This window comes from Streptomonospora sediminis, from assembly GCF_054778995.1.
The window spans coordinates 1-26,530 of the sequence record NZ_BAAGYZ010000093.1; the positions used below are offsets into that span (position 1 = coordinate 1).

The window sequence follows — 26,530 nt, forward strand, 5'->3', positions numbered from 1 at the left end:
GGTGGCCGGTGTTGCGGTTTGTGCCGGTCCGCTCAGCCGGGCGGGGACGGGTATCCGGTGCCGCCGCCCGCGCCCGGGCGGCGGTCGTTCCAGCCCGCGGCCCGCGGCCCGCTGCCCGGGGGCTCGGGTACGTGGTAGCGCGGCGGCATGCCGTCGGCGTCCCAGGTGGTCGCCGGGGTGCCCTGGGGCGGAGTAGCGGGGGAGGCGGCGGGGGCACCGGCCTGCTCGTAACCGCCGCGGTCGCCTCCGTAGGAGCCCTGGTAGGCGATGGCGGCCTCGTCCCCGCGGTCGCGGCCCCGCCAGCGCGACGGCGGTAGCGCCGAGCAGAACAGGGCGGTGCCGACCACGGTGAACAGCGGCCCCCACTCGAACCAGGGGGTGCCGCCGCCCGAACCGGGGCGCAGCGCCAGCACCGTGGCGATGTCCGGCATGGGCAGCGCCGCGGTTTCCAGGACACCCGCCGCGCCCAGGGCCAGCCCGGACAGCAGCGCCGCCACCGGCGAGACCCGCGAGCCGGCGACCAGCCCCAGCAGCAGGCCCAGTACGGCCAGTACGGCCACGAGCGGCACCCACGGAGGCACACCGGGTACGGCGGTCGGGTCGTAGCCCGAACCGGCGCGCTGCGCCCAGTGCGGCGCCCAGGCCAGCCCCGCCGCGAAAACGGGGGTGACCACGACCGCGATGGGCAGCCCGAGGAAATGACGCAGACCGTTGGACATGGCACCGGCTCCTCACCGCAGGACGCGCTGGAAGCCAACGCTAGCCCGGAACGGCGGGCATGTGCCAGGGGTCGGTGCGGACCGCGGCAACGCCGCGGGCCGGGCGCTCACCCGGCGGGCGCAGCGGCGAGCGGGTCCGCTCGGGCGCCGGTGCCCGCGGCCTCAGCGGGGCTCGTCGCGCTCGAACTCCAAGGTGTCGCTCGCGGGCTCGGGGGAGGTCGCCTTCCAACGGGGCCGGCCCATCCGGCGCCGTGTCATCCGCTCCCGGGTCATGGGTGTGGTCGTCTTGTCCGGGTCGCCCAGCGGCGGCTCGGCGGGTTCGGGCCCGCGTGGTTCGGCGGCGACCGCATCGGCCGGAGGCGGCGCGATCGGCTGCGGGTATGGGTCGGGTTCGCGCCGGGACCGCCACCGCGACGGCACAACCCCGGAGATGAACAGCAGCGTGCCCAGCGGCAGCGCCAGCACCAGACCGGGACCCCGCGGGTGGAAGAGCGAGTCGGTGGGCACCCACCCCGGCAGCGCGTTCGCCAGGCTGCCCGGCGCCATGATCGGCCACAGCGCATAACCCAGCACCAGGCCGCCGCAGATCAGCGCGGCCAGCGGCGAAATGCGGGCGCTCGCCATGAACCCGCAGGCCAACCCGGCGATCATCAGGACCGCGACAGCGGTAAGGGCCGGCGGAGTGCCGGAGCCGCCGCCGTCCAGGGCGGGCGACACCTGCCCGCCGGACCAGCCCAGCGCCAGCCACAGGGCCGGGGCAAGGACCGCACCGGCCAAGAGACCGATCACGTGGTGCAGCATCGTGGCTCCTCAGGGGGTCGCCGTACGTCCCCGGCAGCGGACCCGGGTATCCCACGGTATCGCCCGCAGGGCGGGCATCCCAGCGCTCGCCGCAGGCCCCGCCCGCGCAGGACCGCACCGGCCGGCCCAGCCCCGCGCAGCGGGACCGCGGGGACACCGCTCCCACTCCTGCGGGCGTCAGTCGGCGCAGACGTTCTCGCGGGCGGTCGAGGCGTTCGACGTACCGGCCCCGGTGGCCTGCTGCTGTTCCTGCTCTTGTTCCTGCGGCTGCGGTGCGGCGGCGGGTTCACCAGCGCCGGGCGGCTGCACCTCGCGGTAGTTGAAGCCCACAACGACCTGGATCTGCTCGCCGAGCCCGGCGTCCTCCTGCAGCACGGCCCCCGGCACGGCCCCGGCCACCAGTTCGGCGGCGGCCTTGTGCTGCGGGCCGTGGCGCACCAGGGTCTCGGCCACGTCGGTCTCCGACCAGTTGCGCGCGGGCGTGGCGACCTGGAAACCGGCGTCGCTGAAGGCCCTGCTGACCTGCGCGCCCAGCCCGGATTGCCCGGTGCCGTTGAAGACCTGCAGGTTCACCTCGCCCGGCCCGGAGGGCTCGCCCCCACCCGTTCCCCCGCCGCCGGATCCGCCGCCCGATCCGCCGTCCTGGGGGCCGTTGAGCGGTTTGTCGGCGTTGATCTTGGCGAACATGTCGGCCGCGGCTTCGCGGTCCCAGGTGACGGCGACGTCACCGTGCGGGGTTTCGTAATCCGCCTGGTCGACGGGGACGGTGGTGAGGGCGACATCGCCCAGCCCGATACCGCGGAGCCGGCCGGCGAGCTCGTTGATCCGCGACGTGTCCAGGCCCTGGTCCACGGTGATCGAGTTCAGCGCGGTGTCGGCGAACTCGCCGAAGCGCTGCGGGTCGGACAGGGTGTCGGTGCTCAGCGCGGTCTCCAGCATCGCCGAGATGACCTGCTGCTGGCGGTCGATGCGGTCGAGGTCGCCGCCGGCGGTCTGGCGGGTGCGGGCGAAGGCCAGTGCCCGGGTGCCGCCGACGCTGTGCGTGCCCGCCTCCATCTGCAGGTGGGCTTTGGGGTCGTTGATGGGCTCGGGCAGGCAGACCTTGATGCCGCCCAGCGCGTCGACCATCTTGACGAACCCGCCGAAGTCGACCTCGACGTAGTGGTCGATGCGCACATGGGTCGCCGACTCCACGGTCTGCACGGCCAGGGCCGGGCCGCCGAAGGAGTAGGCGGCGTTGATCTTGTTCTTGCCGTGGCCGGGAACGTCGACCCACGAGTCGCGGGGGATGCCCACCACGGTGATGTGGTCGCGCTCGTGGTTGAGGTGCACGAGCATCATCGTGTCCGAGCGCTTGCCGTCGGCGTCGCCCACGCCCAGTTCGTTCTGTTCGCCGCGGTCCATACCGTCGCGGGTATCGGAGCCGATGACCAGGAAGTTCAGCGCACCGGTGGCACCGACCTCCGGGCGCCCGCCGTCGGCGAGCGCACCGAAGACGTCGAATCGGTTCAGCTGTCCCGAAACCCACCCGGTCAGCGACCACGCGGTACCCGATGCCAGCAGCACCAGCACGGACATGGTCCCGGCCAGCAGCAGCAGCGCCCGCTGGCGGCGGATCCGGGCGCTGGGCGGCGAGAACGCCCGCGCCGAGCCTTGCGGCGGGGTTGGTGCGGAACGCATCCGCCGGAACTCGCCGCCGGGATCGCCCTTTCCGCTGCGCCGGTCGTCACCGGTGCGGTCGCTCACAGCACCCTCCGTCCGCTCGCCGCTCCGCGGCGCTGCGCGGGGCGGAACGGGTCGGCGGAGCGGCTGGAAGCGCGCTGCGCTGCCGGTTCCGCGAGTCCACCGGCCCCCGATTAGCGTTACTAGGTTGTCACCGAATCCACCGATCACTCGCCCGATGTCGCCTCTCGGCGTGTTGCCCTGTTCGGCGGCAGTGCCGGCACCGATGGTGGTCCGGCGCTTCTGCAGTTGAGACGCTGCGGGGGTGCGCGGGGTTCAGCGCCCGGTTCGGCGAGCCCGCCGTCCCGGCGTCCGAAAACACCTGTGCCCGCCGCGGCCGGAGGGCCCGCGGCCATGGCCGGTTGCGGCCGCAAAGTGCAGTACCGTATCGACTGCAGAGCCGCGAAGCGGCCGCGCACCCCGTGCAGCCTGACCGTTGGAATCGCCTGTGATCTGGCCGGCCGTATCCGTCGTCATGCCCGTCGTCAACGAGGAGCGCCACCTGGCCTCGGCAGTGCGCCACGTCCTCGACCAGGACTATCCGGGCGAACTCGAAGTCGTGCTCGCCGTGGGCCCCTCCGCCGACCGCACCCGGGAGGTCGCCGACGGCATCGCGGCCGAGGACGCCCGGGTGCAGGTGGTCGCCAACCCCACCGGCCGCACCCCGGCCGGGCTCAACGCCGCGATCGGAGCGTCCTCGCACACCATCGTGGCGCGCATCGACGGCCACTCGATGATGCCCGCCGACTACCTTGCGGTCGCGGTGCGCACAATCGAGGAGACCGGCGCGGACAACGTGGGCGGCATCATGGCAGCCGAAGGCGAAACCCCGTGGGAGAAAGCGGTGGCCGCCGCTATGACCTCCAAGGTCGGCGTCGGCAACGCCCGCTTCCACACCGGCGGCGCAGGCGGCCCCGCCGACACCGTCTACCTCGGCGTTTTCCGCCGCTCGGCGCTCGAACGCGTGGGCGGCTACGACGAGGCGTTCCTGCGCGCCCAGGACTGGGAGATGAACCACCGCATCCGCACCAGCGGGGGAACGGTCTGGTTCCAGCCGCGGATGCGGGTCTCCTACCGGCCCCGCCCCACCGTGCGGGCGCTGGCCAAGCAGTACTTCAACTACGGGCGCTGGCGCCGCGTGGTCGCCCGCCAGCACAAGGGCACCATCAACCTGCGCTACCTGGCCCCGCCCGCGGCCGTGGCCGCGATCGCACTCGGCCTTGTCGGCGGGTTCGTGTTCTGGCCCGCCTGGCTGGTCCCCGGCACCTACGCCGCGGCGATCCTCGCAGTCTCGGTCCCCTTGGGCGCCGGCCTGCCCGCGAAGGCCCGCCTGAGCATCCCGGTGGCCCTGGCCGCCATGCACATGGCCTGGGGCACGGGTTTCCTCACCAGCCCCCCCGGCCTCGGCTCCGACTCCCGCGTGGCCCGGGCCAACCGCGAGCAGCACGCCTGAGGTCGGTGACGCGGCAGCGATCGGGGTCACCCCCGCGGACGAGTGGCTCCCCTCAGGCCCCCTTGAGGGCCGCCGCCACCCCCGGAACGTCGTCGACGACCACCGCGTCCACGCCCGCATCGGCGAAGCGGGCCGCGTCCACGGGGTCGGGGCACCACGACACCACCTCCAGGCCGGCGCGGTGCGCGAGCCCGACCGTGTAGCCGACCTCGCGGCGGCCCGGGACCGGCGGGTCGCCGGCCAGGCCGAAGGAGCGGGCGTCGATGGCGACGATCGCGCAGCCGAGCCCGGCGGCGCCGGCCACCGCCTGGTCCAAGGGGTTGCGCACGAACGGCATCCACGCCACCGGGATCTCCGGCGCGTGCTCGCGGACCGACAGCAGCGCCGCGGGGTCGAACGAGCACACGAACAGGCGCTCGCGGCCCGCGGCGGTGCGGCGGCGCTCGGCCTCGCGGCGCAGCACCGGCAGCAGCAGGGCCGCGGTGCGCCGCTCCGGCGGGTCGACCGCGTCCTCCATCACCGTCTTGACGTCGATGTCCAGCCCGATGGACGCGGGTACCGCCGCCAGCGCCTCGTCCAGGGCCAGCAGGCCGTGCTCGCGGCACACCTCGCCGGGCAGGTCGATGATCGGCCGCCCGTCGGGCAGGGCGGCGTCGTGGTTGACGACCAGCGCATCGTCGGCGGTGCGCCGCACGTCGATCTCGATCCACTCGGCACCGGCCGCCACCGCCGCCCGGTAGGACTCCGCGGAGTTCTCCGGGCGGCCCGATTCGGAGCCGCGCCCGGCCCCGCGGTGCCCGATCACCTCGGGCGCGCTGAAGACGGTCACCCCCGCGCCTCCTGCCGGTCGGCGGGCCGGCGGTGCTCCTGCGCCCGCCCGGCGTGCCCGGCGGCCGGCCCGGCGCCGCTGCGCACGCGCAGCAGGGTCTCGGCGAGTTCGACATCGCCGGGGTTGGTCACCTTGATGTTGGATTCGTCGCCGGCGATGATGCGGACCTCCTCGCCGGGCAGGTAGCGCAGCACCACACCGCAGTCGTCGGTGGCCGCCAGAGCGGGGTCGGCCAGCGCCAGCCGGTAGGCGCGCCGGACCACCCCCAGTCGGAACCCCTGCGGTGTCTGCATGCGGCGCAGCGACGACCGCGGCGGCACGCTGTGCAGTACCTCGGCGCCGCCGGCGCCGGCGGAGACCTCCACCACCGTGTCGCCGGCCGGGACGGCGACACCCACGGCGCCGGACTCGGCGAGCGCCCCGACGCAGGCGCCGATGACCTCCGGGGTCACCAGCGGGCGCGCGGCGTCGTGCAGCAGCACCAGGTCGCCGTCGCCGCGGTGTTCCAGCGCGCGCAGTGCCGCCGCGGAGGTCTCGGTGCGGCTGGCCCCGCCCGGCAGGACGGCCGAAACCTTCGCCGACCCCTCGACCGCGGCGGCGGCCTGCTCGGCCTCGGGCAGGTACCCGGCGGACATCAGCAGGACGACGTCGTCGATCTCGGGCGCGGCGCAGAACGCGGCAAGGGCGTGTTCGAGCACCGTGCGCCCCGCCAGTGGCAGGAGCTGCTTGGGGCGCTCGCCGCCCATGCGCGCGCCTATGCCGCCCGCCAGCACCGCCGCGGTGACGTGCGGGCGCGCGCCCGGGTCCGGATGTGCGGGCGGGACCGGGTCCACCGCCATCGTGTGTTCCTCCCTGGCCGCGGCCGCGCGGGCGCCGGTCCCGCTCCCGGCGGCCGCGCCCGGGGCCGAAGGCGGCACACGTCGGGCGGGATCGGCGGGAGGCGGCCGCGGTCGGGACCGGACGGCATTTGCACCAACCGAGGTTAGCGGACTCCGGCAGCCGGACCCGGGCGGCGGGAGGATCCGGGCGGCACAGGCCCGGCACAGGCCCGGCACAGGCCCGGCGGCGCGGTCCCGCGCGGGTAGGCTGGTTGCGCCCTCCGCGCCCTTCGGCCGCCGGCTGCGGAGGACATCCCGAGGAGGTGGCGGTGGCCGCACGGGCGCTGTCCGTCTGGCGCAACCGGCAGGTCGTCGGCCTCTTGGTGCGGCGCGATCTGAAGGTCAAGTACCAGAGCTCGGTCCTGGGCTACGCGTGGTCGATGCTGGAACCCCTTGCGATGGCCGCGGTGTACTTCTTCGTTTTCGGCCTGATCTTCGGCACCGGGCGCGGGGTGCCCGGCGGCGGCGACGCCCCCGGCGGCTACCCGCTCTTCCTGATCTCGGGCCTGCTGCCGTGGCTGTGGTTCTCCCAGTCGCTCGGGCAGGCGCCCACGGCTCTCATCACCCACGCCAAACTCATCACCACGATGCAGGTCCCCCGGGAGATCTTCCCGATCCAGGCGGTCGCCGCGAAGTTCGTCGACTACCTGTTCACCTGGCCGGTGCTGCTGGTCTTCGCCGTCGCGCTGGGCGGGCGCACCAGCGCCCAGGGCCTGCTGGTGTGGTTGCCGCTGGCGGTCACCGTGCAGCTCGTGTTCTCGCTGGGTATGACACTGCTGCTGGCGCCGGTGAACGTGCTGGTGCGCGATGTCGAGCGGGTCGTGCGCATCCTGAACCGGGTGCTGTTCTACGCCTCGGCGATCATCATCCCGTCGGCCCTGGTACTGGAGTCGGACCGCTTCCCCGCCTGGTTTGTCACTCTCTTCCAGTTCAATCCGCTACTGGGTATCTTCAAGATGCACCACGCGGTCTGGTACCCGGCCGATGCCCCCAACGCCCTGATTCTGGCCACCAGCATCGGCGGCTCGGTGCTGGTCCTCATCGCGGGGTACCTGGCATTCCGGCGGCTTGAGGCAGCGGTGCTGAAAGAGCTGTGAAGGAGCTGCAATGGCGGAGCCCGTCATCGAGGCCACCGGGCTCGGCATCAGTTTCCCGGCAGGCGGCAGGCACCGGCGCAGCCTGCGCGAGGTGCTCCTGGGCGCCAAGCGGGCCCCCGGCGCCGCGAACGGCCCCTTCTGGCCGGTGCGCGGCGCGTCCTTCTGCATCCGCCGGGGCGAGTGCGTGGGCATCGTCGGCAGGAACGGCACGGGCAAGTCCACCCTCCTCCGGCTGATCGCCGGAGTGCTCATCCCCGACGAGGGCGGCGTCGAGGTCCGCGGCAGGGTCGCGCCGCTGCTGGAGTTGCGCGCCGGATTCAACAGCCGGCTCACCGGGCGCGAGAACATCCACCTCGTCGGCTCTCTGCACGGCATGAGCCGCCAGGCGCTCGACGAGCGGTTCGAAGCGATCGTGGAGTTCGCCGACCTGCGCGCGGCCTACGTCGACATGCCCGTGCGGCACTACTCCAGCGGCATGAAGGTCCGGCTCGGCTTCGCCCTGGTCGCCCAGTTGGAACATCCGATCATGCTGGTCGACGAGGTGCTGGCGGTCGGCGACCGCGAGTTCAAGCAGAAGTGCTACGGCGCCATCGAACGCATGCTGGCCGATGACCGGACGATGGTGCTGGTCTCCCACAGCGAGGACGACCTGCGGCACTTCTGCAGCCGCGGGCTGTACCTCAAGGACGGCGCCCTGGCGCTGGACACCGACATCGACACGGCGCTGGCCGCCTACCGGTCCGATCTGCACGCCGACCACCGTGCCTGAATGGACTCCTCCCGGGTTGCCCGGTGTGCCGGTGGTTGCCTCAAGTACCCCTCTGGGTACACGGTGAAGGCCAGGCCGTGTTGGGTGGGTCCGGCCGCCGGCGACCCGTCCGGCAGGGCCGGGGCGCGTGGGAGGGGCACTGCCGTGTCTGATGTCGATGCGGGCGCCGGGCGCTTCCGCCCGTTCAGCGGCCGGCCGTCCGCGGGCCGGGTCAGCCAGGCCGCCATGTCCCGCATCGGCCTGGTGCTCGCCGTTGCGGCTGCACTGTGGTTCACCGAGGGCGGGCTGCGCGGCGCCGTGTGCGGTTCGCTGCTGCTGGCAGCCGTGTTGGCCACCGACCTGCTGGCCCACCGGATGCGCATCGCCGCCGGGCGCCTGCGCCGCGACCGGCTGGACCTGTGGCTGGCGGTGATGCTGGCGCGGCTGCGCGAGTACGCCGTCTTCGCCGGGCTGGCGATCGGCGGCGCGGTCGCCGGAGTAGCCGACGCCTGGGCCTGGGCGGCGGGGGCGCTCATCGCCGTCGCGCTGCGCGACTCCATCACGGCCGCGCGCGAAGCGCGGCTCGGCGATCCGGAGTGGACCGCCAACGGCGGGGCCGACTGGCCGGTCGGCGCCGCCGACCCCAGCCGCCACGGGGCCGGCCAAGCGCCCGGCGACGACTCCCTGGCCGCCGAACTCCTCGGCGGCGCCGGTGACGGGGGCGACCGCGGTGGCGGCTCCAGCGGCGATACCGCCCCGGAACCGGACCGCCCCGACACCCCGCCCGAGCCGCCGCTGCGCATCCGCACCCTGCCCAAGGGCGCCCCATGGCCGGGCTGGCGGGCCGGACGCGCCGAGACCCTGGGTCCAGGGGCCGGCGCCGAGGACGGCGGCGGGCCCGCCGAACCCGGCGCCGCACCGCAGCCCGGCGCGGCCCGCAGCGCGCCGCACTCCGGCCCGGTCGGCCCCGGCATCCTGCGGCGTGCCAGGCTCCCGTTCCGGCCCGCCATGGACTTCCCGCAGGCCGCGCGGTTCGGCGTAGTGGCCGTTACCATATTGATTTGGGACGTTCGAGTGACTTTCGTCGCATTGATCGTGGGCTGCGCCCTCGCGGTTACCGCAGAGCTCGTCGGCAACCCGACCCGAGACATCCAGAGGTGAACTATGGGCGCACCCCCTCGGCCGCCCGTCCGCGACGATGCGGACCTGCGTTTCCTGCGTGACGACGGCCACCTGAGCACCGGCCTGGGCCGCCTCGCCGCCGGCGGTCTGCCCCCGCTGCTTCCCGCGGTGGCCGGGGCGGTGGTCGCCGGGGTCGTCATCCTGGCGGGCCTGGGCCAGATGCAAGGCATTACCCTGTTCGCACCGGTGGCCGCGCTACTGCTCTCCGGAGTCGCCTCCGGGCACCCGCACGACGGACGCCTGGACCGGCTGGTCCCGCCCCTCCTGCGCGCGACGGAGTACCTTTACCTGTTCGCGCTCGGCTACGGGTCCGGCGTACCCGGTCCGCTGGTTTTCGTACTCTTGACTGCGGTCGCACTGCACCACGCCGACGCCGTGCACCGCACGCGCAGCGGTCTGCGCCCGCCCCCCTGGGCCATGCAGGCGATGCTCGGTTGGGACGGGCGCATGGTGGTCGTTGCCGCCGGCGGGGCGTTAGGTTGGCTGCCGTTCACCTACGGTGTACTGACGGGTTACCTTGCGGTATTGCTCGTTTGGGAAGCCGCGGCGAGCTGGATGGCGGCCCCGATCGCGGATGCGGACGCGCCGCGCAACGAATCGGGAGGCGTCGACGCCTCCACGACTTAAGGAGGAGCACGCCCACATGCTCGGAATGGTTCTTGCCGCTGGAGCGGGCCGCCGCCTGCGCCCCTACACCGACACCCTGCCAAAGGCCCTGGTGCCGGTCGATGGTGAGACGACCATCATGGACATCTCGCTGCGCAATCTCGCCGCTGCGGGCCTGACCGACGTGGTCGTGGTCGTGGGCTACCGCGCTGAGGCGGTCGAACAGCGCAAGGCGCAGCTGGAGCGCCGCCACGGCGTGAACCTGACCTTGGCCTACAACGACAAGGCCGAGGAGTGGAACAACGCGTACTCCCTGTGGACCGCGCGCGAGTACTTCTCCGAAGGCGTCCTCCTCGTCAACGGCGACACCGTCCACCCGGTGAGTGTCGAGAAGACGCTACTCGCCGCGCGCGGGCCGGAACTGCTCCTTGCGGTGGACAATGCCAAAACTCTGGCTGACGAAGAGATGAAGGTGACCCTGGACGGGTCGGGCCACCTCAGCCGCATCACCAAGCTCATGGACCCCGCCGAGGCCGCCGGCGAGTACATCGGCGCGACCCTCATCGAGGGCTCGCTGGGTGCGCGGCTGGCCGACGCGCTGCAGGCGACCTGGGAGCGCGACCCCCAGCTGTACTACGAGGACGGGTTCCAGGAGCTGGTCGACCGGGGCGGCAAGGTCGCCGTTGCGCCGATCGGCGAGGTCGACTGGGTCGAGGTCGACGACCACGACGACCTGAACCTCGCCAGGGAGATCGCATGCCGCTACTAGCCCGCATGATCAACGCGCCGCTGGCCATCGACGTCCGCCAGGGGGCCATCGCCTCACTGGGGACCGTCCTGGCCGACCGGCGCATCGCCAACGAGGGCCGCATCGCCGTGGCCGTGGGGCCGGGGCAGGGCTCCCAGATCGCCGGCGAGCTGGACCTGCCGCACTGCGAGGTGTTCAAGGTCGAAGGCGGCAGTGTCGATGTCGCCACCGAGCTGGGCAAGAAGCTGCGTTCGGGCGCCTACGAGGCGGTCGCCGGCATCGGCGGCGGCAAAACCATCGACGTGACCAAGTTCGCGGCCTCGATGGCCGGCATCCCGATGGTCGCCGTGGCCACCAACCTCTCCCACGACGGCATCGCTTCGCCGGTCAGCTCCCTGGAGCATGAGAGCGGCAAGGGCTCCTACGGCGTCACGATGCCGGTCGCGGTCGTGGTCGACGTCGACTACGTGCGCGCCGCCCCCCAGCGCCTGGTGCGCTCGGGCATCGGCGACGTCGTGAGCAACCTGTCGGCCATCGCCGACTGGGAGCTGGCAGGCCGCGAACAGGGCGAACCCGTCGACGGCATGGCGGTCACCTTTGCCCGCACCGCGGCCGAGGCCATCGTCAACCGCCGCGACACCGTGGACTCCCAGGACTTTCTGACCGCGCTGGCCGAAGCCCTGGTGCTTTCCGGCATGGCGATGTCGGTGGCCGGGTCCAGCCGCCCGGCCAGCGGCGCGTGCCACGAGGTGCTGCACGCCATCGACCAGCTCTACCCGGGAACGAGCAACCACGGGGAACTGGCCGGTATCGGCGCCCTCTACGCCTACTTCCTGCGCAGCCGCTACCAGGGTTTCGGTGAGGCGCGCATGAACGAGCTCCGCGCCTGCCTGCGCCGCCACGGCCTGCCCGCTCTGCCCGGCGACGTCGGCTTGGACGAGGAGCAGTTCGCACGCGCGGTGTCCCATGCTCCGGCCACCCGGCCGGGGCGCTACACCGTGCTGGAGCACCTGGCCCTATCGGACGACGACATCAGGCGGAGCGTGGCGGAGTATGCCAAAACCATCGATCGCTGAGGTGCGCTCGGGCGGACAGCCCGCGGGCATCAAGGAGCGCCTGAACGAGGAGCACTGGGCGGGCCGGCTCTACATGCGCGACCTCTCGCCCTACCTCAGCGTGGTGTTCGTGCGGCTGGGCGTGCCGCCCAACCCCATCACCTACCTGATGATGGCCACGGGGGTGCTCGGCGGCGCGGTTTTGGCCCTGGGCGGGCTGTGGTCGGCCGTGCTGGCGGTGCTCCTGGTGCAGGTCTACCTGCTGCTGGACTGCTCCGACGGCGAGGTCGCCCGGTTCACCGGCCGCACCAGTGTGGCCGGGATCTTCCTGGACCGGATCGGGCACTACCTGGCCGAGGTCGCCCTGCTCATCGGGCTGGGTGTGCGCGCGCAGGGCGGGTTCGACGCCGGCGGCTGGGTGATCGCGGGCATGGCCGCCGCGCTCGGCGCCGCGCTCATCAAGGCCGAAACCGACAACGTCGTGGTGGCCCGGGCCAAGGCCGGCCTGCCCGAGAAGGTCACCGACGCCGCGCTCGCACCCCGTTCGGCGCGGCTGGGCATGGCCCGCAAGGCGGCCGCGGCGCTGCGGTTCCACCGGGTCATCCTCTCGGTCGAGCTGTCGCTGCTGGCGCTGGGCACCGCAGTGATCGACCTGGTGCGCGGCGACCTGATGGCGACCCGGGCGCTGGTCGCGGTGTGTGTGGCGGTCGCCGTGGTGCAGACGTTCCTGCACATGGTGAGCGTGCTGGCCTCGCGCCGCCTGGAGTAGCCGCCTGCCGAACCGCACGGGGCGAATACGGCGCGTGTTTCGCGTCACAGCCGCGGCGGTGGTCGGCAGTACTTATCATTTCGTTAGTCGCGCCATGCGACCGTCATGCTGCGTCAATTGTGCGTCCACGTTATCGAACGGTACCTATGACGAGTCCAGGTCTGCCGACCAGTCCCGAGTCCGCGTCCGCCGAGCCGGCCGCCGCGGCACCCTCCGGGGTGCCCTTCGGCGGCACCATCTCTTCCCGTAGTGTTAACTACGAAGACTCTTCGGCCGGGCACGGAGAGGAGCACCGCTTGAGGATCTCCTGCGTCATCCTGACCATGGGGACCCGGCCGGCTGAGCTGCGCCGCGCGGTCTCCAGCGTCCTGGAGCAGGAAGACGCCGACCTGGAGTTGATCGTCGTCAGCAACGGCGCCGAACTCCCCGCGCTTCCCGAGCAGGTCGTAACCGTCCAGCTGCCCCGCAACATCGGCATTCCCGAGGGCCGCAACCACGGCGTCAAGGCCTGCAGCGGCGATATCGTGCTGTTCCTCGACGACGACGGCTGGTACCGCTCGCGCGACCTCGCCCGCCACGTCAGCCGCAGGTTCGCCGCCGATCCCGGGCTGGGCATCCTCACCTTCCGGATCGTCGACCCTGATGGCGGCCCCGACCAGCGCCGCTACGTGCCGCGGTTGCGGGCCGGCGACCCGCTGCGCTCCAGCCGGGTCACCACGTTTCTGGGCGGGGCGGCGGCCGTGCGGCGCGCCGCCTTTGAAAAGGCGGGCGGGCTGCCCGGCGGCTTCTTCTACGCCCACGAAGAGAGCGACCTTGCCTGGCGCGTCCTCGACTCCGGTTACCACATCGAGTACGACGCCGAAGCGGTCATGTACCACCCCTCCACCCACCCCAGCAGGCACGAGGACTTCTACCGGCTCAACGCCCGCAACCGGGTCTGGCTGGTGCGCCGGAACCTGCCGTGGCCACTGGCGCTTGGACACCTGGGCGTGTGGATCGCCATCACGGTGCTGCGTGTGCGCTCGCTGCCGGCGCTGCGGGCCTGGTTCCGCGGGTTCGCCGAGGGTTGGCGCAGCGACTGCGGCCCCCGCTCGCCCATGCGCTGGTCCACCGCTTGGCGGATGGCCCGCGCCGGTCGGCCGCCGATCATCTGAGCCCGGCCGGTAAACAGCCGCCCCGGTAAGCAGCCGGCTCCCGGCAACCCGCGGCAGCCCCGGCGGCCCGCCGCCGGTCTGCCGCCCTGCGCAGGCCGCCGGCGGGTCGCTTTACAGCGGCAAGTGTTTGGCGGGTTCGGGCTCCGGCATGGACTCGGCGGTGCCGACACCGTCGGCGTTTTCCATGGCTTCAACGGCGTCGGCCGCCGGAGTGGCCGGGCCGCCGAGTTCGACCCGGGCCTGCGCCGGCAGCGGCGTGCTCGGCGCGGTGCCCGCCCATTCCTCCAGCTGCTGCACGAACAGATCGGCCTGGACCGGCCAGTGGAAGGACGTGCGGGCGATGGTGTGCCCGGTGGCCGAGTAGCGCTCGCGCAGTTCGGCGTCCGACTGCAGCCGCAGGACGGCATCGGCCGCCGCGGCGCCGTCGCCGAAGGGTACGACGGTCCCGCACTCGCCTTCATTGCGCCCGGTGACCAGCGAAACGGCGGCCGGGTTGGGCGTGCTGATGACCGGCAGGCCGTGCGCCATGTACTCGACGACCTTGGTCGGCAGCGAGCTGCGGTAGTTCGGGGTGTCCTGCAGCAGGCAGATGCCCGCGAGTGCGCCGCTGACCATGCGCAGCGCCTGGTCGTTGGGTACGAAGCCGTACCACTCGATGGACTCTTCGCGCTGGGCCTCGCGCAGCATCGGCCGGATGCTCGGGTCGGCGGCGCCGATGACCTCGACGCGGATGCCGTGCGGACGCAGCCGGCGGCCCATCTCGACCAGCTCGTTGGCGCCGCGGGCCTCGGAGAGGTGGCCCAGGTAGACGACCCGGTCGGTGCCGGGCCGGCGTTCGAGCTCTGCGGGCACGTTGGTGGTGTTGGGCACGACCGGGTGCGATAGCGCGAACCGGCCGCGGTAGCCCTCCTCGGCCAGCAGCAGGTGCATCTGCTTTTCGGCGCGCCGCTCGAAGCTGCGCACTATGGGGCCCAGCGGACGGCGCAGCGGGCGCGGCATCCACGGCTTGGTCAGCAGCGCCGCGGCCGCGTCCTCGTGGACGTCCCAGATGGTCGCCGGGCGCTTGCGGGGCAGCGCGAGCAGGAGCTCGGGGTCGTGGAAGAGCAGGACGTCGGCCTGCGGAGCCTTGGCGGCCAGGGCCTTGCGTGCCGCCCGAAGCGAGCCCAGGCGCCGCCGGCCGGCCGCGCGCGGGACATCGATCGGGGTGAGGTCCTGCCAAGGTGTGACACCGCGGTCGGCGAAGGGCGCCATGTAAGTGACCTGATGGCCGGCGTCGAGCAGAGCGCGGATCTGGCGGTGCAGGATGCGAGCGTCCTCGGGATGGTGCACCACGGTGGCCACGAGAGCGTGCATATGCGAGTTCACCACTTCCGAACGCCGAATTCCCGGGCGTTTCTTCCCCAGTTCGAGCTGTTTGCCCGATTCTTCAAGCTACGGACGCCGGGAAACAGCAGATGAAAACCGGGGTTACACCCAGAGGTTGAGTCGGTGAAGCCCCCGCGGGCTTCCGGTCGCCACCTCGCTGCAGCGGGACGGTCGGCGATCGTCGCGGGGGCGCCAGGATAGCGAGTGCTCCCGTCAGAGCACGACTACCCCCTCACGAGTGATCGGTGCGGTCGTGTGGCCTTCCTCGTGGAGCGCCGCCGGGTCGAGCCGACGCAGCACACCGCGAGTGTCCAGGAGCAGCCGCGCGTTTTCGGTGAGCAGTTTGGGAGTGTACACACTGTGGTCGGTAAGCAGGATCGTGAGGTCCGCTTCGGCCATCGCCTGCTCCAGGTCGGCCGCGCGGGGCAGGGCCTCGCCGTTGAGGCTCCACTCCTCGACGTGCGGGTCGTGGAAGACCAGCGTGGCGCCCTTCTCGGCCAGCTTGCGGGCGACCGGGCGGGCCGGGGACTCGCGCTGGTCGGCGATGTCGGCCTTGTAGGTGACACCCAGCAGCAGCACGCGCGAACGCGACAGCGCGAGGCCGGCGTCGTTGAGCAGTTCCAGCGACCGCTGCAGCACGTAGCTGGGCATGCGGGCGTTGATCTCCTGGGCCAGCTCGACGAACCGGAACGGGTAACCCAGGGTCTTGACCTTGTAGGAAAGGTAGTTCGGGTCGATCGGGATGCAGTGCCCGCCCACCCCGGGGCCGGGGTAGAACGCCTGGAACCCGAACGGCTTGGTGGCGGCGCAGGCGATGGCGTCCCAGAGGTCGACGTCGAGTTCCTGGCAGAAGATGGCCATCTCGTTCACCAGGGCGATGTTCACGTGCCGGTAGGTGTTCTCGAGCAGCTTGGCCATCTCGGCCTCGCGGGTGCCGCGCGCCTGGACCACGTTGTCGACGAAGCGGTTGTAGAAGGCGCGGGCGGTTTCGCCGCAGCGCTCGGTCATGCCGCCGACGACCTTGGGCGTGTTGGCCACGCCGTAGGTGGCGTTGCCCGGGTCGATGCGCTCGGGCGAGAAGGCGAGGTGGAAGTCGGAACCGGCGACCAGGCCGGACTCTTCCAGCAGCGGCCGCAGGACCTCTTCGGTGGTGCCCGGGTAGGTGGTGGATTCCAGTACCACCAGGGTACCCGGGGCCAGGTGGGGCGCTATGGCCCGGCCGACGGAGGTGACGGCGCCGAGGTCGGGGCCGCCTTCGTCGGACAGCGGAGTGGGCACGCAGATGACGATGTTGCGGGTGTGTGCGATCGCCGCCGGGTCGGTGGTGGCGGTGAAACCCGCCTCGACCATCTCGGCGATGTCCGCGGAGTCGAGGTCGTCGATGTGCGAACGGCCGGAGTTGAGGCTCTCGACGACGGTGGGGCTGACTTCCAGCCCGGTGACGGCGAGCCCGGAGCGCGTGGCCTGGTGGGCCAGCGGCAGGCCGACGTAGCCCAAGCCGATGACGACCAGATCCGATGTTGGGGTAGCGACGTCCACTGGGGTCACCCTCGCCTTCGTTCTTTTCAGGGTGGGAATTTTCGAGCTGACGAGCACTGCCATACGCCCATGTGACGGGACGCGTGAGCACGGCTGCGCGTTGGCATGGCTTGCGAAGTTTGGCCCGTTTCGGCCAAATCTTCGTGGAGTGCCCTGCGGATTCCCGAACCGGTGCACGGCGCGCGCCGATCATCGGTCATGGCGCTCCGCATGGTGCGGCAGGCGCCACGGGCGCACACCCTCCTGGTTCCCGACTGTAGAACAGCGCAACAGCGCCACTCCGCTGGAACTCTCACTTGTTTGGAGGAATTTACCCGCAGGCCACCTGAGATTTCGCCTATGGGCGTTCTTGGGATGGAATGACGGAACGAATGCAGAATCAGCGTTGACGGAGGGTTTTCCGGGGCACGGGTTCCGGAGCAGGTCCCCGTTGCTTCTGGACACGTCGCAGCAGGTCAGGTCAGAACGAAGCAATTCCGCACCGGTGCCGCACCGAACCCGGCCGATCGGCCCGACCGGGTTGGCCGGGGCCGGCGGAAGGCGGCGGGGGACGACCGGGCCAGGCCCCCCGACCGTAGCCGGACCGAACCGCCCGAAAGGGACCACCGAATAAACCTGCCGCGCAGGTTCTCACAACCGGTCGTAGGCCTCGATGTAGCGGTGCGCGGCAGCCTCCCACGTGCGGTCGCGGCCCACGCGCTCCCGGGCCGCGCGGCCATAGGCGGCGCGGGTCTGCGGATCGGCGGCCAGTTTCTCCAAGCAGTCGGCAAGCTCGCCGGGCCGGCCGGGCGCAACCAGCTCACCGGTGCTTTGCGGCTCGACGATCTCCCGCAGCGCATCCAGGTCGCTTGCCACCACCGGCAGCCCGCCGGCCATCGCCTCTACCGGCTTGAGCGGGGTCACCAGCCGCCCGACCCGTTCGTCGCGGCGCGGGACCGCGAAGACGTCCAGCGCGGCGTGGTGGCGGCGGACCTCACCGGCGGGGACCCGGCCGGGGAAGTGGGCCGCCGCGCCCAACCCGGCCGCCGCGGCGCGCTCGCGCAGCGCCCCCAGCTCCGGGCCGTCGCCCACGATCAGCGCGTGTGCGGCCACCCCGCGGCGGCGCAGCTCGGCCACCGCGTCGACCAGCGTGTCCAGACCCTCGTAGCTGTAGCAGCTGGTGGTCGTGCCCACTACGAAGTCGTCCGCGCCGATGCCCAGTTCGCTGCGCAACCCGGCGCCGTCGGGCAGCGGCTCCAAGAACGACTCGTCGACCGCGTTGGGCACCACGATCACCTTCGCCGGGTCGACCCCGCGGCCGGTGATCTCGGCGCGCATGGTCTCGCCCAGCGTGACGACCAGGTCGGCGGCGTGCATGCAGGCGGTCTCGCGGGTGCGCTCGGCGGTATAGAAGGCGTCTTCGGTGCTGCGCGAGGGATCGCGCGAAAGCCACGACTCCTCCAAAAACCCGCGCACCTCGTAGACGACCGGCACCGACAGGCGGTGGCCGAGCTCCAAGGCCAGCCGGGCGTTGCCGTGGTTGCTGGCCGCATGCAGCACAGCGGGCCGCAACCGCTCGGCCAGCGGCAACCCCAACCGCAGTCCCGCGCGCAGCTCGGCGTCCGAATCGGCGGGCGCGGTCCACGGCAGCAGCCGGTGGTAACTGATGCCGTCGACCTCAACACGGCGGCGGGTGTCGGGGATGCCCTTGGTGAGCGGGTAGCCGGCCCGGGTGGCCACGTGCGGATCGAGCCCGGCCGCGCGCTGGCCCTGGGCGATGCGGTGCGTGCGTTGGGTGTAACCCGCGTTCGTGTGCGGCAGAGCGTTCGTGACCAGGTGCAGCACCCGTCGGCCGGTATCGGCCGATTCCTGATCGTTCATCGTGTCGTGGCGCGGCGTTTTCTCCCTCGGCGCTACCGTAAGGGGGTGCCACCGGCCGGGGGGCTCTTCGCGGACTGCACGGCCCGTCGTCAGTGCCAGCCGGTGCGCCAGCCCGCTCCGGCGTCGCTCCTGCGGCAATTTCGCGATGAGTTCTTCGGCGACACCGGGCTGCTCGACCGCCAGTGCGAACGCGGCGAGACGGGCGAGACGACGGTTGGAGGCTCCATGGGCGGCACTGCGGACCGCATCGAGCGACTCCGCTCGGCGACCCGCGTCCCACAGGGCGTAGGCCCCGCCCAGCGCACCGCTTCGACCGAGTACCGTATGCGCACCCGTCCGCGCCCGTCCCGGCAGCAAGCGCAGCGCCAGCAGCGGAATCCGAGCAGGCTCGGTCCGCAGATGCCGCCAGGTCAAGGTTGCGGTAAAGGTGGCCGCCTTCACGAAGTTGCGCACGGTGGAGTATCCAACCACGTCGAGGTGATCCGCCGGTGACATCGGCGCGTCCAACGGGCGCTGCTCCGGAGGATCGGAACGAAGGGAACATCATGTCATCAGCACCGGCCGCCCGTTCGTACAGCGACCGGGCCGGCGGAGCCGCCGATGCCGATGGCGCAGGGACCGGCCGCGCAGGCGGCGCGGACAACCCCGAGCGCGTGGCCGATGCGGTTTCCCCAGGTTACGGCGGTGCGGCGGGTTCCGGCGAGGTAGTGCACATCGTCGGCGCGCGGCCGAACTTCGTCAAAGCCGCGCCGGTCGTCGCCGCGCTGAAGGAGCGCGGTATCCGCCAGTCGGTGGTGCACACCGGCCAGCACTACGACGACCGGATGTCGGCTGTCTTCTTCCGCGAGCTCGGGCTGCCCCGCCCCGATGTCGACCTCGGAGTGGGCTCGGGTTCGCACGCCCAGCAGACCGCGGCGCTGATGACCGGCCTGGAAGAAGAGTTCATCTCTCGTTCACCGGGCCTTGTGGTCGTGTACGGCGACGTCAACTCCACCCTCGCCGCCGGCCTGGTCGCCGCGAAGCTGCACATCCCCGTCGCCCACGTCGAGGCCGGGCTGCGCTCCTTCGACTGGTCGATGCCCGAAGAGGTCAACCGCCGCGTCACCGACCAGCTCTCCGACCTGTGCTTTGCCACCAGCCCCGAGGCGATCGGCCACCTCGCCGCCGAGGGCGTGTCCGCCGACCGCATCCACCTGGTCGGCAACCCGATGATCGACACCCTGCTGGGCAACCTCGACCGGTTCGACACCGCCGCGCTGCGCGAAAACCTGCAGCTGCCCGATACCTACGTCGCCGCGACCCTGCACCGCCCCGCCAACGTCGATGACCCCGAGGTCGTCGCCCGCCTGGTGGCGCGCCTGCACGAGGTCGCCGACCAGATCGACGTGGTCATGCCGGTGCACCCGCGCGGACGCGCCGCCCTGACAGGCGCCGGGCTGGGCGAACACCCGCGCGTGCACCTGCTGGACCCGCTGGGCTACATCGACTTCGTCACCTTGGTGCGAGCTTCGGCCGCCGTGGTCACCGACTCCGGCGGCGTGCAGGAGGAAACCACCATCCTGCGCGTCCCGTGCCTGACTCTGCGCCCCAACACCGAGCGGCCCGTCACCATCACCCACGGCAGCAACCGGCTCGTCGTCGACTCCGAACTGCCCGGCCTGGTCTCCAAGATCCTCGCCGGCGAGCGCTTCGGCGCCGCTTCGGTCGCCGATGTCCCGCCGCTGTGGGACGGGCACGCGGGCGAACGCATCGCCACCATCCTCGCCGGCCAGATGTTCGGCGCACCGGTGGCGGGCGCGAGCCGGGGTGCCTGAGCGGTGCCCGACCGGATCCCTCAACCTCGCAAGGCAGGAAGTACTCCGTGAAACGGCGTGAACTGAGCCACACCGAACAGCTGCGGCAGGCGCTCTCCGAGCGGGAAGCCCAACTCCAGGAGGCCAAGGCACGACTGGCGGCGCTCGAAGGGTCCACATCCCTGCAAGTGGGCCGCGCCCTGACCTCCGCCGCCAAACGGCCCGCCCGCGGCCTCGTACGGCTGCCGCGCGACCTGTGGCGCCTCTGGCGCAAGTCCGGCAGCACCCAGCCGCGCACCGGCCGGGGGCGCAAGGCCGAACCGGGGCGCTCCTTCGACGCCGAGCGGGAAGAGGCGCGGCTGCTCTCGGGCGCCATGGGCGTGCACGACAACCGGCTGGTCGTCGCGGGCGTACTCGCCCCCGACGTCCGCGCGGCGCTGGAACCCTACGTGCGCGTGGTGCCGCTGCGGCCCCAGGACGCCCAGGCGGCCTTCGAGAGCGTCGACGTCGACATCGTCTGCGTATCGGCTTCGGCCACCGCGCCCGGCTCCCTGTGGGCCCACGCCGGCGACCCCGCGGTCAGCGACCGCACACGTGTCCTCAACTGGGTGGTCGAGACCGCCGAGGCCCGCGGCGTGCCCACCGTCCTCATCCAGGACGCCCCGGCCCCGCCCGGGCTCGCGGCGCTGGACTTCTCCCACGTCCACCACGGCGACACCGGCGTGCCGCTGCACCGCTTCAACCCCGTCGCCGCCGAACCCGAGCGCGACCCCGACCCCGCCCACGTCCCCTCGCCCGCCCCCGGCGGTGTCGTCGTGGACCGGCTGGTCGAACGGCTCGCCCAGGACGGCATGCGGCGGATCGAGGACGCCTGGGAGGACCTGCCCGCTCGCCTCCGCTCGGTGTCGGGCGCGGTCGTCGACGACTCCGCGCTGGCCGACCGCGCGCTGGCGTGCGGCGCACGCACCCTGCTGCTGGGTCGGCTCGACCGCTCCGGACCCGACGGCCAGGGGTCGGGCGCCGTTCGCACGGTCGCCACCGACGCCGCTGCGCTGCGTTCCACCGCCGCCGCCGACGAACTCGCCAAGCTGCGCGAGGCCGGGCCGCTCACCCCCGAGGAACTGCGCCTGGTACTGCGCTCGGTGTTCCTCACCGACGCCACACCGGTGCGCCTGGCCGAGATCTTCGGCCGCCTCGGGCTCGCACCCGGCTCGGGCAGCTCGTCGCTGCCGCTGAAGACCCGCGAGACCGCGCTGCTGGCCATGCCCGCCGACGACGCCACCAGCCTCGCTCTGGCCGGCGACGTCCTCGGCCAGTCGCACCCGCCCGCCGAGGTCGTGGTGCCCGAGCACGCGGCGCACCTGGCCGGCATAGAGCGGATGCGCACGCACGGCGTCCCGCTGCGCACCGCCGCGGGTACCGTGTCCGGCAACGGAGCCGATAGCGGGCCCGCACCCGCCGACTGGGCCCTGCTGGCCCAGGCGGCCACGGCGCCGTGGACGGCGCTGTGGCGTGCCCCTTCCGGCGAGCACTACCTCGCCGACCTGCTCTGCGCCGCGGAGTGCTCCGGCGCCGACGCAGTGGGGCCCGCGGTTCCGGCCTGGCGGTCGGAGGCCTCGCCCGATGGCGACCCAAGCGACGCGGTCGACCACGCGGTCGCCGAGCAGGAGTATGTTTTCGTTAGTGCGATCGTGCCGGAGCTGGCCCGCAGGGAGCTCGTCGGCCGCGCACTGCAGCCGGGTGTGTGGAACAGGCACGGAGCGCGCCTACTCGCCCTCGGGCCGCTGCGCGGCACCGGCGAGGCACACTCCTCCGACCACGCCCGGACCACGCCCAGCGCCGGCTGATGCCGGCCCACCCAACGCACACCGCCGTCAGCGCATCGGCCGGTCGGCGACCGGACTCCGGGGGATCCGGGCAGGCCGGGACGGCGTCCACGCGGGCGCGGCCCGGAGGATCGGAATGAAGGGAAGCACGTGACCAACCATCCTCGCGAACGCGAGCGAGCGAGCGGAGTCGGCGACGCCGGAGGCCTCGGGGCCGACCGCACCGGCGGCGCGGCGAGCGAGCGGCCGAGGAGGCTGCGCGCCCTCGTCTACGGCGACGTCGACCTCAACATCATCGATGGCTCGGCGATCTGGGCGCAGTCCATGACCCAGGGCCTGGCCGCGGCCGGGTGCGAGGCCACTCTGCTGCTCAAGGCGCCCGTGACCACCGACCGGCTCGTGGCCCCGCTGACCTCCGTCGCCGGTGTTACCGTCCGGCGGCCGCACGAGGAGCGCCTGGTTCCCGAGGCCGGCGACCGCGGCCTGACACCCGACCAGGCCGTTGAGCTGATGGCCCGGCTCGACTCCGAGGACCGCTTTGACCTCGTCGTGGTGCGCGGCCGCAAGCTCGCGATCGCCGCCGCGCAGCACGAGCAGCTCTCGGGCCGGTTGTGGACCTACCTCACCGACGTGCCGCAGACCGTGGCCGAGATGAACGCCACCTCCGTGTCGGAGATCTCCGACATCGCCGTGGCGTCGCGGTTCCTGCTGTGCCAGACCGAGGAACTGCGCGGCTTCCTGGAGACCGCGGTGCCGGCCGCGTGCGGCAAGAGCGTGCTCTTCCCGCCCGTGGTCATCACCCCCGACGACGCGATCGGCTCCGGCGCGCCGCAGGAGCCGCTGAAACTCGTCTACACCGGCAAGTTCGCGCCGCGGTGGAACACGCTGGAGATGGCCCAGCTGCCCGCCGCCCTGGCCGAGCGCGGTGTGCCCGCCGAACTGCACATGATCGGCGACAAGGTGCACCGCGACTCCCCGGAGTGGGCGCGCAGCATGAGCAAGGCGCTGGAGAGTACCGAGGGCCTGGTCTGGCACGGCGGCAAGCCGCGGGCCGAGGCGCTGCGGCTGTCGGCCGACTGCGACATCGGCCTGTCCTGGCGCGACCCCGAGATGGACGCCAGCCTGGAGCTGTCCACCAAGGTGCTGGAACTGGGCGCGCTCGGGCTGCCGGTCGTGGTCAACCGCACCCCCATGCACGAGCGGCTGCTGGGCACCGACTATCCGCTGTATGCCGGCGGCGACGTCGACTCGGTGGCCGACACGCTGACCCTGGCGGCCGACCCCGACATCTACCGCGAGGCGGCCGAGCGCTGCCGCGCGGCATCCGAGGGCTTCAGCCTGGAGCGCGCCGCCGAGCGGCTGCGGGGCTACCTCGACCTCGCGTGCCCGCCGCCGCCCTCCGGCACCGACCCGGCGCGGCCGCTCAAGGTGGTCATCGCAGGGCACGACCTGAAGTTCTTCACCCGGCTGGCGGAGTACCTCATGTCGCTGCCCGGGTTGGATGTGCGCCTGGACGAGTGGGAGGCGCTGCGCAACCACGACCAGTACCGCAGCAAGGAGCTGGCGGCCTGGGCCGACGTGGTCATCTGCGAGTGGTGCGGCCCCAACGCGCTGTTCTACGCCGAACACAAGCGCGCAGACCAGCGGCTGGTCGTGCGCCTGCACCGCTTCGAGCTCTACGCCGAATGGCCGCGCAAGCTCGACATCGAAAAGATCGACGCGGTGGTGTGTGTCAGCCCCTACTACGCCTCGCTCACCCGCGAACTCGTCGGCTGGCCCGCGGACAAGGTGGTCGTCCTGCCCAACTGGGTCGACGTCGAGCAGCTCGACCGGCCCAAGCTGCCCGGGTCGGAGTACACGCTCGGCATGGTCGGCATCGCCCCGTCGCGCAAGCGGATCGACCGCGGTATCGAGGTCCTCGGCGAGCTCCGCCGCCGCGACCCCCGCTACACGCTCGCGGTCAAGTCCAAGCAGCCCTGGGACTACTGGTGGGTGTGGAACCGGCCCGAGGAGCGCGAGTACTACGAGCGCACCTACCGCACCGTCCAGCGCGATCCGGTGCTGGCGGAGGGCTTGGTCTTCGACCCCTTCGGCCCTGACGTCGCCACCTGGCTGCGCCGGGTCGGGTTCATGCTCTCGACCAGCGACGACGAGAGCTTCCACCTCGCGCCGGCCGAGTGCGCGGCCTCGGGCGGGGTCCCCGCGGTGCTGAGCTGGCCGGGTGCCGACACCATCTACTCCGGGCGCTGGCTGCACGACAGCCCCGCCGAGATGGCTGAGGGCATCCACGCCATCGTCTCCGAAGGCCGCTTCGACGCCGCCCGCAGCGCCGCCAAGGCCGAGATCACCGCGAACTACTCGCTGCGCCGGGTGTGCGACATGTGGACCGACCTGCTGGTCCACGGCAAGGTCCCCGAGCCGCAGGACCCCGCGGGAGTAGTGCGGGCCTGAGCCGGCGGGCGGTCGCGGTCACCGCGACCGCCCGGGTGGGCGGGTTCGTGTCCGTTATGCGGGGGTTTCGGGGTAATGTCCGGCAACGACCATGCAGAAATGCCGGGATCCGGCGCCGGATCCCGGCATTTCTGCATGGTCGTCAGTGCCGGGTGGCCCGCCGCCTGCGGGTCGGACCTGTGAACGCCCGCCCCAGCCGCCCGCGGCCGTCGCTGCTGCTTTTCCCGTCCAGGCCGCCCGTGGGTCGGCCGCGGGCAAGGCCGCACAGTGGGTCTGAGCCGCCGACGCGCCACCCGGGCACGGAGGGCCACCCGCATCCACCCGGGAACCCCGCCGCGACCCTCGCTGCCGCTTTCCTGCGCAGACCGCCCGTCGCCCGGCCGCGGGCAAGGCCGCACAACGGACCCTAACGGCGCGGGCCGGACCAGGGATCTCCGGTCCGGCCCGCGCCGTTCTGCATGGTCCGCTGTTGCTACGGGCGCGACCGCGCCGGTCGCGCCCGTAGCCCGGTAGCGCCTACGAGCACTGCTGCTTCGCCTCGGCCGCCGTGGTGGTGTCGACGCCGCCGGCGCCGCTGGAGGAGCCGCCGCTCTCGCCGGCGGTGCTGGTGAAGCCGTTCCAGTCCTGGGCGAGGACGAGCTGGACGGTGTCGCCGAGGTTGGGGTTCTCCTCGATGGTGGCGTTGACCGACTCGTCGGCGATGGCCTGGGCGTGCGCCTTCTTGCCGGGGCCGTAGAGCACCGTGCTCTGGGCGGGGGCCTGCAGCGCGTTGCCGGTGTTGGCGACCTGGAAGCCCTCGGTGGTCAGCCACTGGCCGACCTGGTCGGCCATGCCGGGTGTGCCCATGCCGTTGAGCACCTCCACGGAGATTTCGGAGGGTTCGACCTTCTCCTCCTTCTTCTCCTGGCCGCCGCCACCGCCGCCCTTGCCGCCGCTGTCCTCGCCGCCGATGCGCTGGTCCTTGCTCACGGCGTTGAACAGTTCCGAGGCCGCGGGCTGGGTGAGCGCGAGGCGGTTGGGGTCGTCGGGCGCCTGCCCGTTGGGAGCGGTGACGAAGTTGATATTGCCGAGGTCGACCTCGCGCATCGCGATGGCGATGTCGGTCATGGCATCCAGCGTCAGCTCGTCGTCGGTGGTCATGGTCTCGGTGACCGAGCTGAGGAAACCGGTCAGGTTGGTCGGGCTGGTCAGGATCTTGCCAGCCATGACCTGGTTGAGCATCGCGCCGAGGAACTCCTGTTGCCGCTTGATCCGGCTGAGGTCGGTACCGTCGCCCTGGCCGTAGCGCGAACGCATGTAGCCCAGCGCCTGCTCGCCCTTGAGGACCTGGTCGCCGGCCTCCAGGTGGAGCTTGGCCTTGTCGTCGTCGATCGGCTCGGGGATGCACATCCGGACGCCGCCGAGGGAGTTGACGATGCCCTTGAAGCCGGTGAAGTCGACGCTGACGAAGTGGTCGATGTGGATGCCGGTGATGCTTTCGACGGCCTTCCACTGGCACTGGACGCCGCCCAGCGACATGGGGGTGTTGATCATCGCGCGCTGGGCCGCCATGCCGGACTTGTCGCCGCTGGCCTCGCAGGCGGGCAGGTCGACCAGCAGGTCGCGCGGCAGGTTGATCAGTGTTGCGCGGCCGTTGTTGGGGGAGATGTGCGCGATGATCAGCGAGTCGGGGCGCTCGCCTTCGGCCTCGCCGTACTTGGCGTTCTCACCGGTGCGGATGTCCGAACCGATCACCATGATGTTCAGCGCGCCCTCGACCCTGCTGGGCCGGTCACCGAACGCGTCGGTGTTGACGTTCTGCTGGTCGATGTTGCCGTAGATGTCGTAGTAAGCGGCGTAGGCGGTGAGGCTGGAACCGATCACGACCGCGGTCGTGAGCACTGCGATCCAGCCGCCTATGGACAGGCCCTTCCGTGCCGCGCGGCCCTTTGGGGA

Annotated in this window: 21 protein-coding genes; 12 read left to right on the top strand and 9 right to left on the bottom strand. The window is 72.2% G+C overall.

The annotated features are described in order from the left end of the window. Positions 1–32: 32 nt before the first annotated feature. The 3 genes from ACYVD5_RS17805 to ACYVD5_RS17815 form a co-directional block, all read right to left on the bottom strand. Positions 33–719 (bottom strand): hypothetical protein, encoded by a 687-nt coding sequence (locus ACYVD5_RS17805; RefSeq protein ID WP_461002192.1) that lies wholly within the window; start codon positions 717–719, stop codon positions 33–35. Between the two features lie 162 nt (positions 720–881). Beyond that, positions 882–1,520 carry a hypothetical protein gene (locus ACYVD5_RS17810; protein ID WP_461002193.1) on the bottom strand — a complete coding sequence of 213 codons (639 nt, stop codon included), beginning with the start codon at positions 1,518–1,520 and terminating at the stop codon, positions 882–884. Between the two features lie 177 nt (positions 1,521–1,697). Then, entirely contained in the window at positions 1,698–3,200 is a 1,503-nt protein-coding gene (locus tag ACYVD5_RS17815; protein ID WP_461002212.1) for an LCP family protein, read from the bottom strand. 490 nt (positions 3,201–3,690) lie between these two features. On the opposite strand from ACYVD5_RS17815, the gene ACYVD5_RS17820 reads away from it, so the two are divergent. Next, entirely contained in the window at positions 3,691–4,695 is a 1,005-nt protein-coding gene (locus ACYVD5_RS17820; protein ID WP_461002194.1) for a glycosyltransferase family 2 protein, read from the top strand. 52 nt (positions 4,696–4,747) lie between these two features. Here the strand turns inward: ACYVD5_RS17820 and ACYVD5_RS17825 are convergent, their stop codons facing one another. Together ACYVD5_RS17825 and ACYVD5_RS17830 are read right to left on the bottom strand one after the other, a co-directional pair. Beyond that, a complete protein-coding gene (locus ACYVD5_RS17825; protein ID WP_461002195.1) occupies positions 4,748–5,524 on the bottom strand; it encodes a glycerophosphodiester phosphodiesterase in 777 nt (258 codons plus the stop codon). Next, a complete protein-coding gene (locus ACYVD5_RS17830; protein ID WP_461002196.1) occupies positions 5,521–6,363 on the bottom strand; it encodes an IspD/TarI family cytidylyltransferase in 843 nt (280 codons plus the stop codon). Before ACYVD5_RS17830 ends, ACYVD5_RS17825 begins: the two co-directional genes overlap by 4 nt. Before the next feature lie 308 nt (positions 6,364–6,671). Here ACYVD5_RS17830 and ACYVD5_RS17835 point away from each other — a divergent pair, with 308 nt between their 5' ends. The 8 genes from ACYVD5_RS17835 (at position 6,672) to ACYVD5_RS17870 (ending at position 13,761) form a co-directional block, all read left to right on the top strand. Further along, the gene (locus ACYVD5_RS17835) at positions 6,672–7,499 is read left to right on the top strand and encodes an ABC transporter permease (RefSeq protein WP_461002197.1); all 828 of its coding nucleotides are present in this window, start codon (positions 6,672–6,674) and stop codon (positions 7,497–7,499) included. A gap of 10 nt (positions 7,500–7,509) precedes the next feature. Further along, a complete protein-coding gene (locus ACYVD5_RS17840) occupies positions 7,510–8,268 on the top strand; it encodes an ABC transporter ATP-binding protein (RefSeq protein ID WP_461002198.1) in 759 nt (252 codons plus the stop codon). Positions 8,269–8,412: 144 nt separating this feature from the next. Continuing rightward, positions 8,413–9,408 (top strand): hypothetical protein, encoded by a 996-nt coding sequence (locus ACYVD5_RS17845; RefSeq protein ID WP_461002199.1) that lies wholly within the window; start codon positions 8,413–8,415, stop codon positions 9,406–9,408. 3 nt (positions 9,409–9,411) lie between these two features. After that, entirely contained in the window at positions 9,412–10,056 is a 645-nt protein-coding gene (locus ACYVD5_RS17850; protein ID WP_461002200.1) for a DUF5941 domain-containing protein, read from the top strand. Between the two features lie 16 nt (positions 10,057–10,072). After that, entirely contained in the window at positions 10,073–10,804 is a 732-nt protein-coding gene (locus ACYVD5_RS17855) for a phosphocholine cytidylyltransferase family protein (RefSeq protein ID WP_461002201.1), read from the top strand. Positions 10,805–10,809: 5 nt separating this feature from the next. Beyond that, positions 10,810–11,859 carry an iron-containing alcohol dehydrogenase family protein gene (locus ACYVD5_RS17860; RefSeq protein ID WP_461002213.1) on the top strand — a complete coding sequence of 350 codons (1,050 nt, stop codon included), beginning with the start codon at positions 10,810–10,812 and terminating at the stop codon, positions 11,857–11,859. Next, on the top strand, positions 11,837–12,607 hold the full coding sequence (locus ACYVD5_RS17865; RefSeq protein WP_461002202.1) for a CDP-alcohol phosphatidyltransferase family protein: 771 nt from the start codon (positions 11,837–11,839) through the stop codon (positions 12,605–12,607). The genes ACYVD5_RS17860 and ACYVD5_RS17865 overlap by 23 nt, the downstream gene beginning before the upstream one ends. Positions 12,608–12,930: 323 nt before the next feature. Beyond that, complete coding sequence (locus ACYVD5_RS17870) at positions 12,931–13,761, top strand: glycosyltransferase family 2 protein (protein WP_461002214.1); 831 nt, start codon at positions 12,931–12,933, stop codon at positions 13,759–13,761. A gap of 111 nt (positions 13,762–13,872) precedes the next feature. On the opposite strand, the gene ACYVD5_RS17875 is transcribed toward ACYVD5_RS17870, so the two are convergent. The 3 genes from ACYVD5_RS17875 to ACYVD5_RS17885 all read right to left on the bottom strand — a co-directional run bounded on the left by ACYVD5_RS17875 (position 13,873) and on the right by ACYVD5_RS17885 (position 19,020). Further along, entirely contained in the window at positions 13,873–15,114 is a 1,242-nt protein-coding gene (locus ACYVD5_RS17875; protein WP_461002203.1) for a glycosyltransferase family 4 protein, read from the bottom strand. A 225-nt stretch (positions 15,115–15,339) separates the two neighbouring features. Then, a complete protein-coding gene (locus tag ACYVD5_RS17880; protein WP_461002204.1) occupies positions 15,340–16,665 on the bottom strand; it encodes a nucleotide sugar dehydrogenase in 1,326 nt (441 codons plus the stop codon). A 630-nt stretch (positions 16,666–17,295) separates the two neighbouring features. After that, positions 17,296–19,020 (bottom strand): glycosyltransferase family 4 protein, encoded by a 1,725-nt coding sequence (locus ACYVD5_RS17885; protein WP_461002205.1) that lies wholly within the window; start codon positions 19,018–19,020, stop codon positions 17,296–17,298. Between the two features lie 212 nt (positions 19,021–19,232). On the opposite strand from ACYVD5_RS17885, the gene wecB reads away from it, so the two are divergent. The 3 genes from wecB (at position 19,233) to ACYVD5_RS17900 (ending at position 24,595) form a co-directional block, all read left to right on the top strand. Further along, positions 19,233–20,339, top strand: coding sequence for a non-hydrolyzing UDP-N-acetylglucosamine 2-epimerase (gene wecB, locus ACYVD5_RS17890; RefSeq protein ID WP_461002215.1), 1,107 nt, complete (start codon positions 19,233–19,235; stop codon positions 20,337–20,339). Positions 20,340–20,386: 47 nt separating this feature from the next. Then, the gene (locus ACYVD5_RS17895; protein ID WP_461002206.1) at positions 20,387–22,165 is read left to right on the top strand and encodes a hypothetical protein; all 1,779 of its coding nucleotides are present in this window, start codon (positions 20,387–20,389) and stop codon (positions 22,163–22,165) included. A gap of 303 nt (positions 22,166–22,468) precedes the next feature. Then, on the top strand, positions 22,469–24,595 hold the full coding sequence (locus tag ACYVD5_RS17900) for a glycosyltransferase (protein WP_461002216.1): 2,127 nt from the start codon (positions 22,469–22,471) through the stop codon (positions 24,593–24,595). A gap of 516 nt (positions 24,596–25,111) precedes the next feature. On the opposite strand, the gene ACYVD5_RS17905 is transcribed toward ACYVD5_RS17900, so the two are convergent. Continuing rightward, positions 25,112–26,476, bottom strand: a complete 1,365-nt coding sequence (locus ACYVD5_RS17905; protein WP_461002207.1) for an LCP family protein — start codon at positions 26,474–26,476, stop codon at positions 25,112–25,114. Between the last annotated feature and the right edge of the window lie 54 nt (positions 26,477–26,530).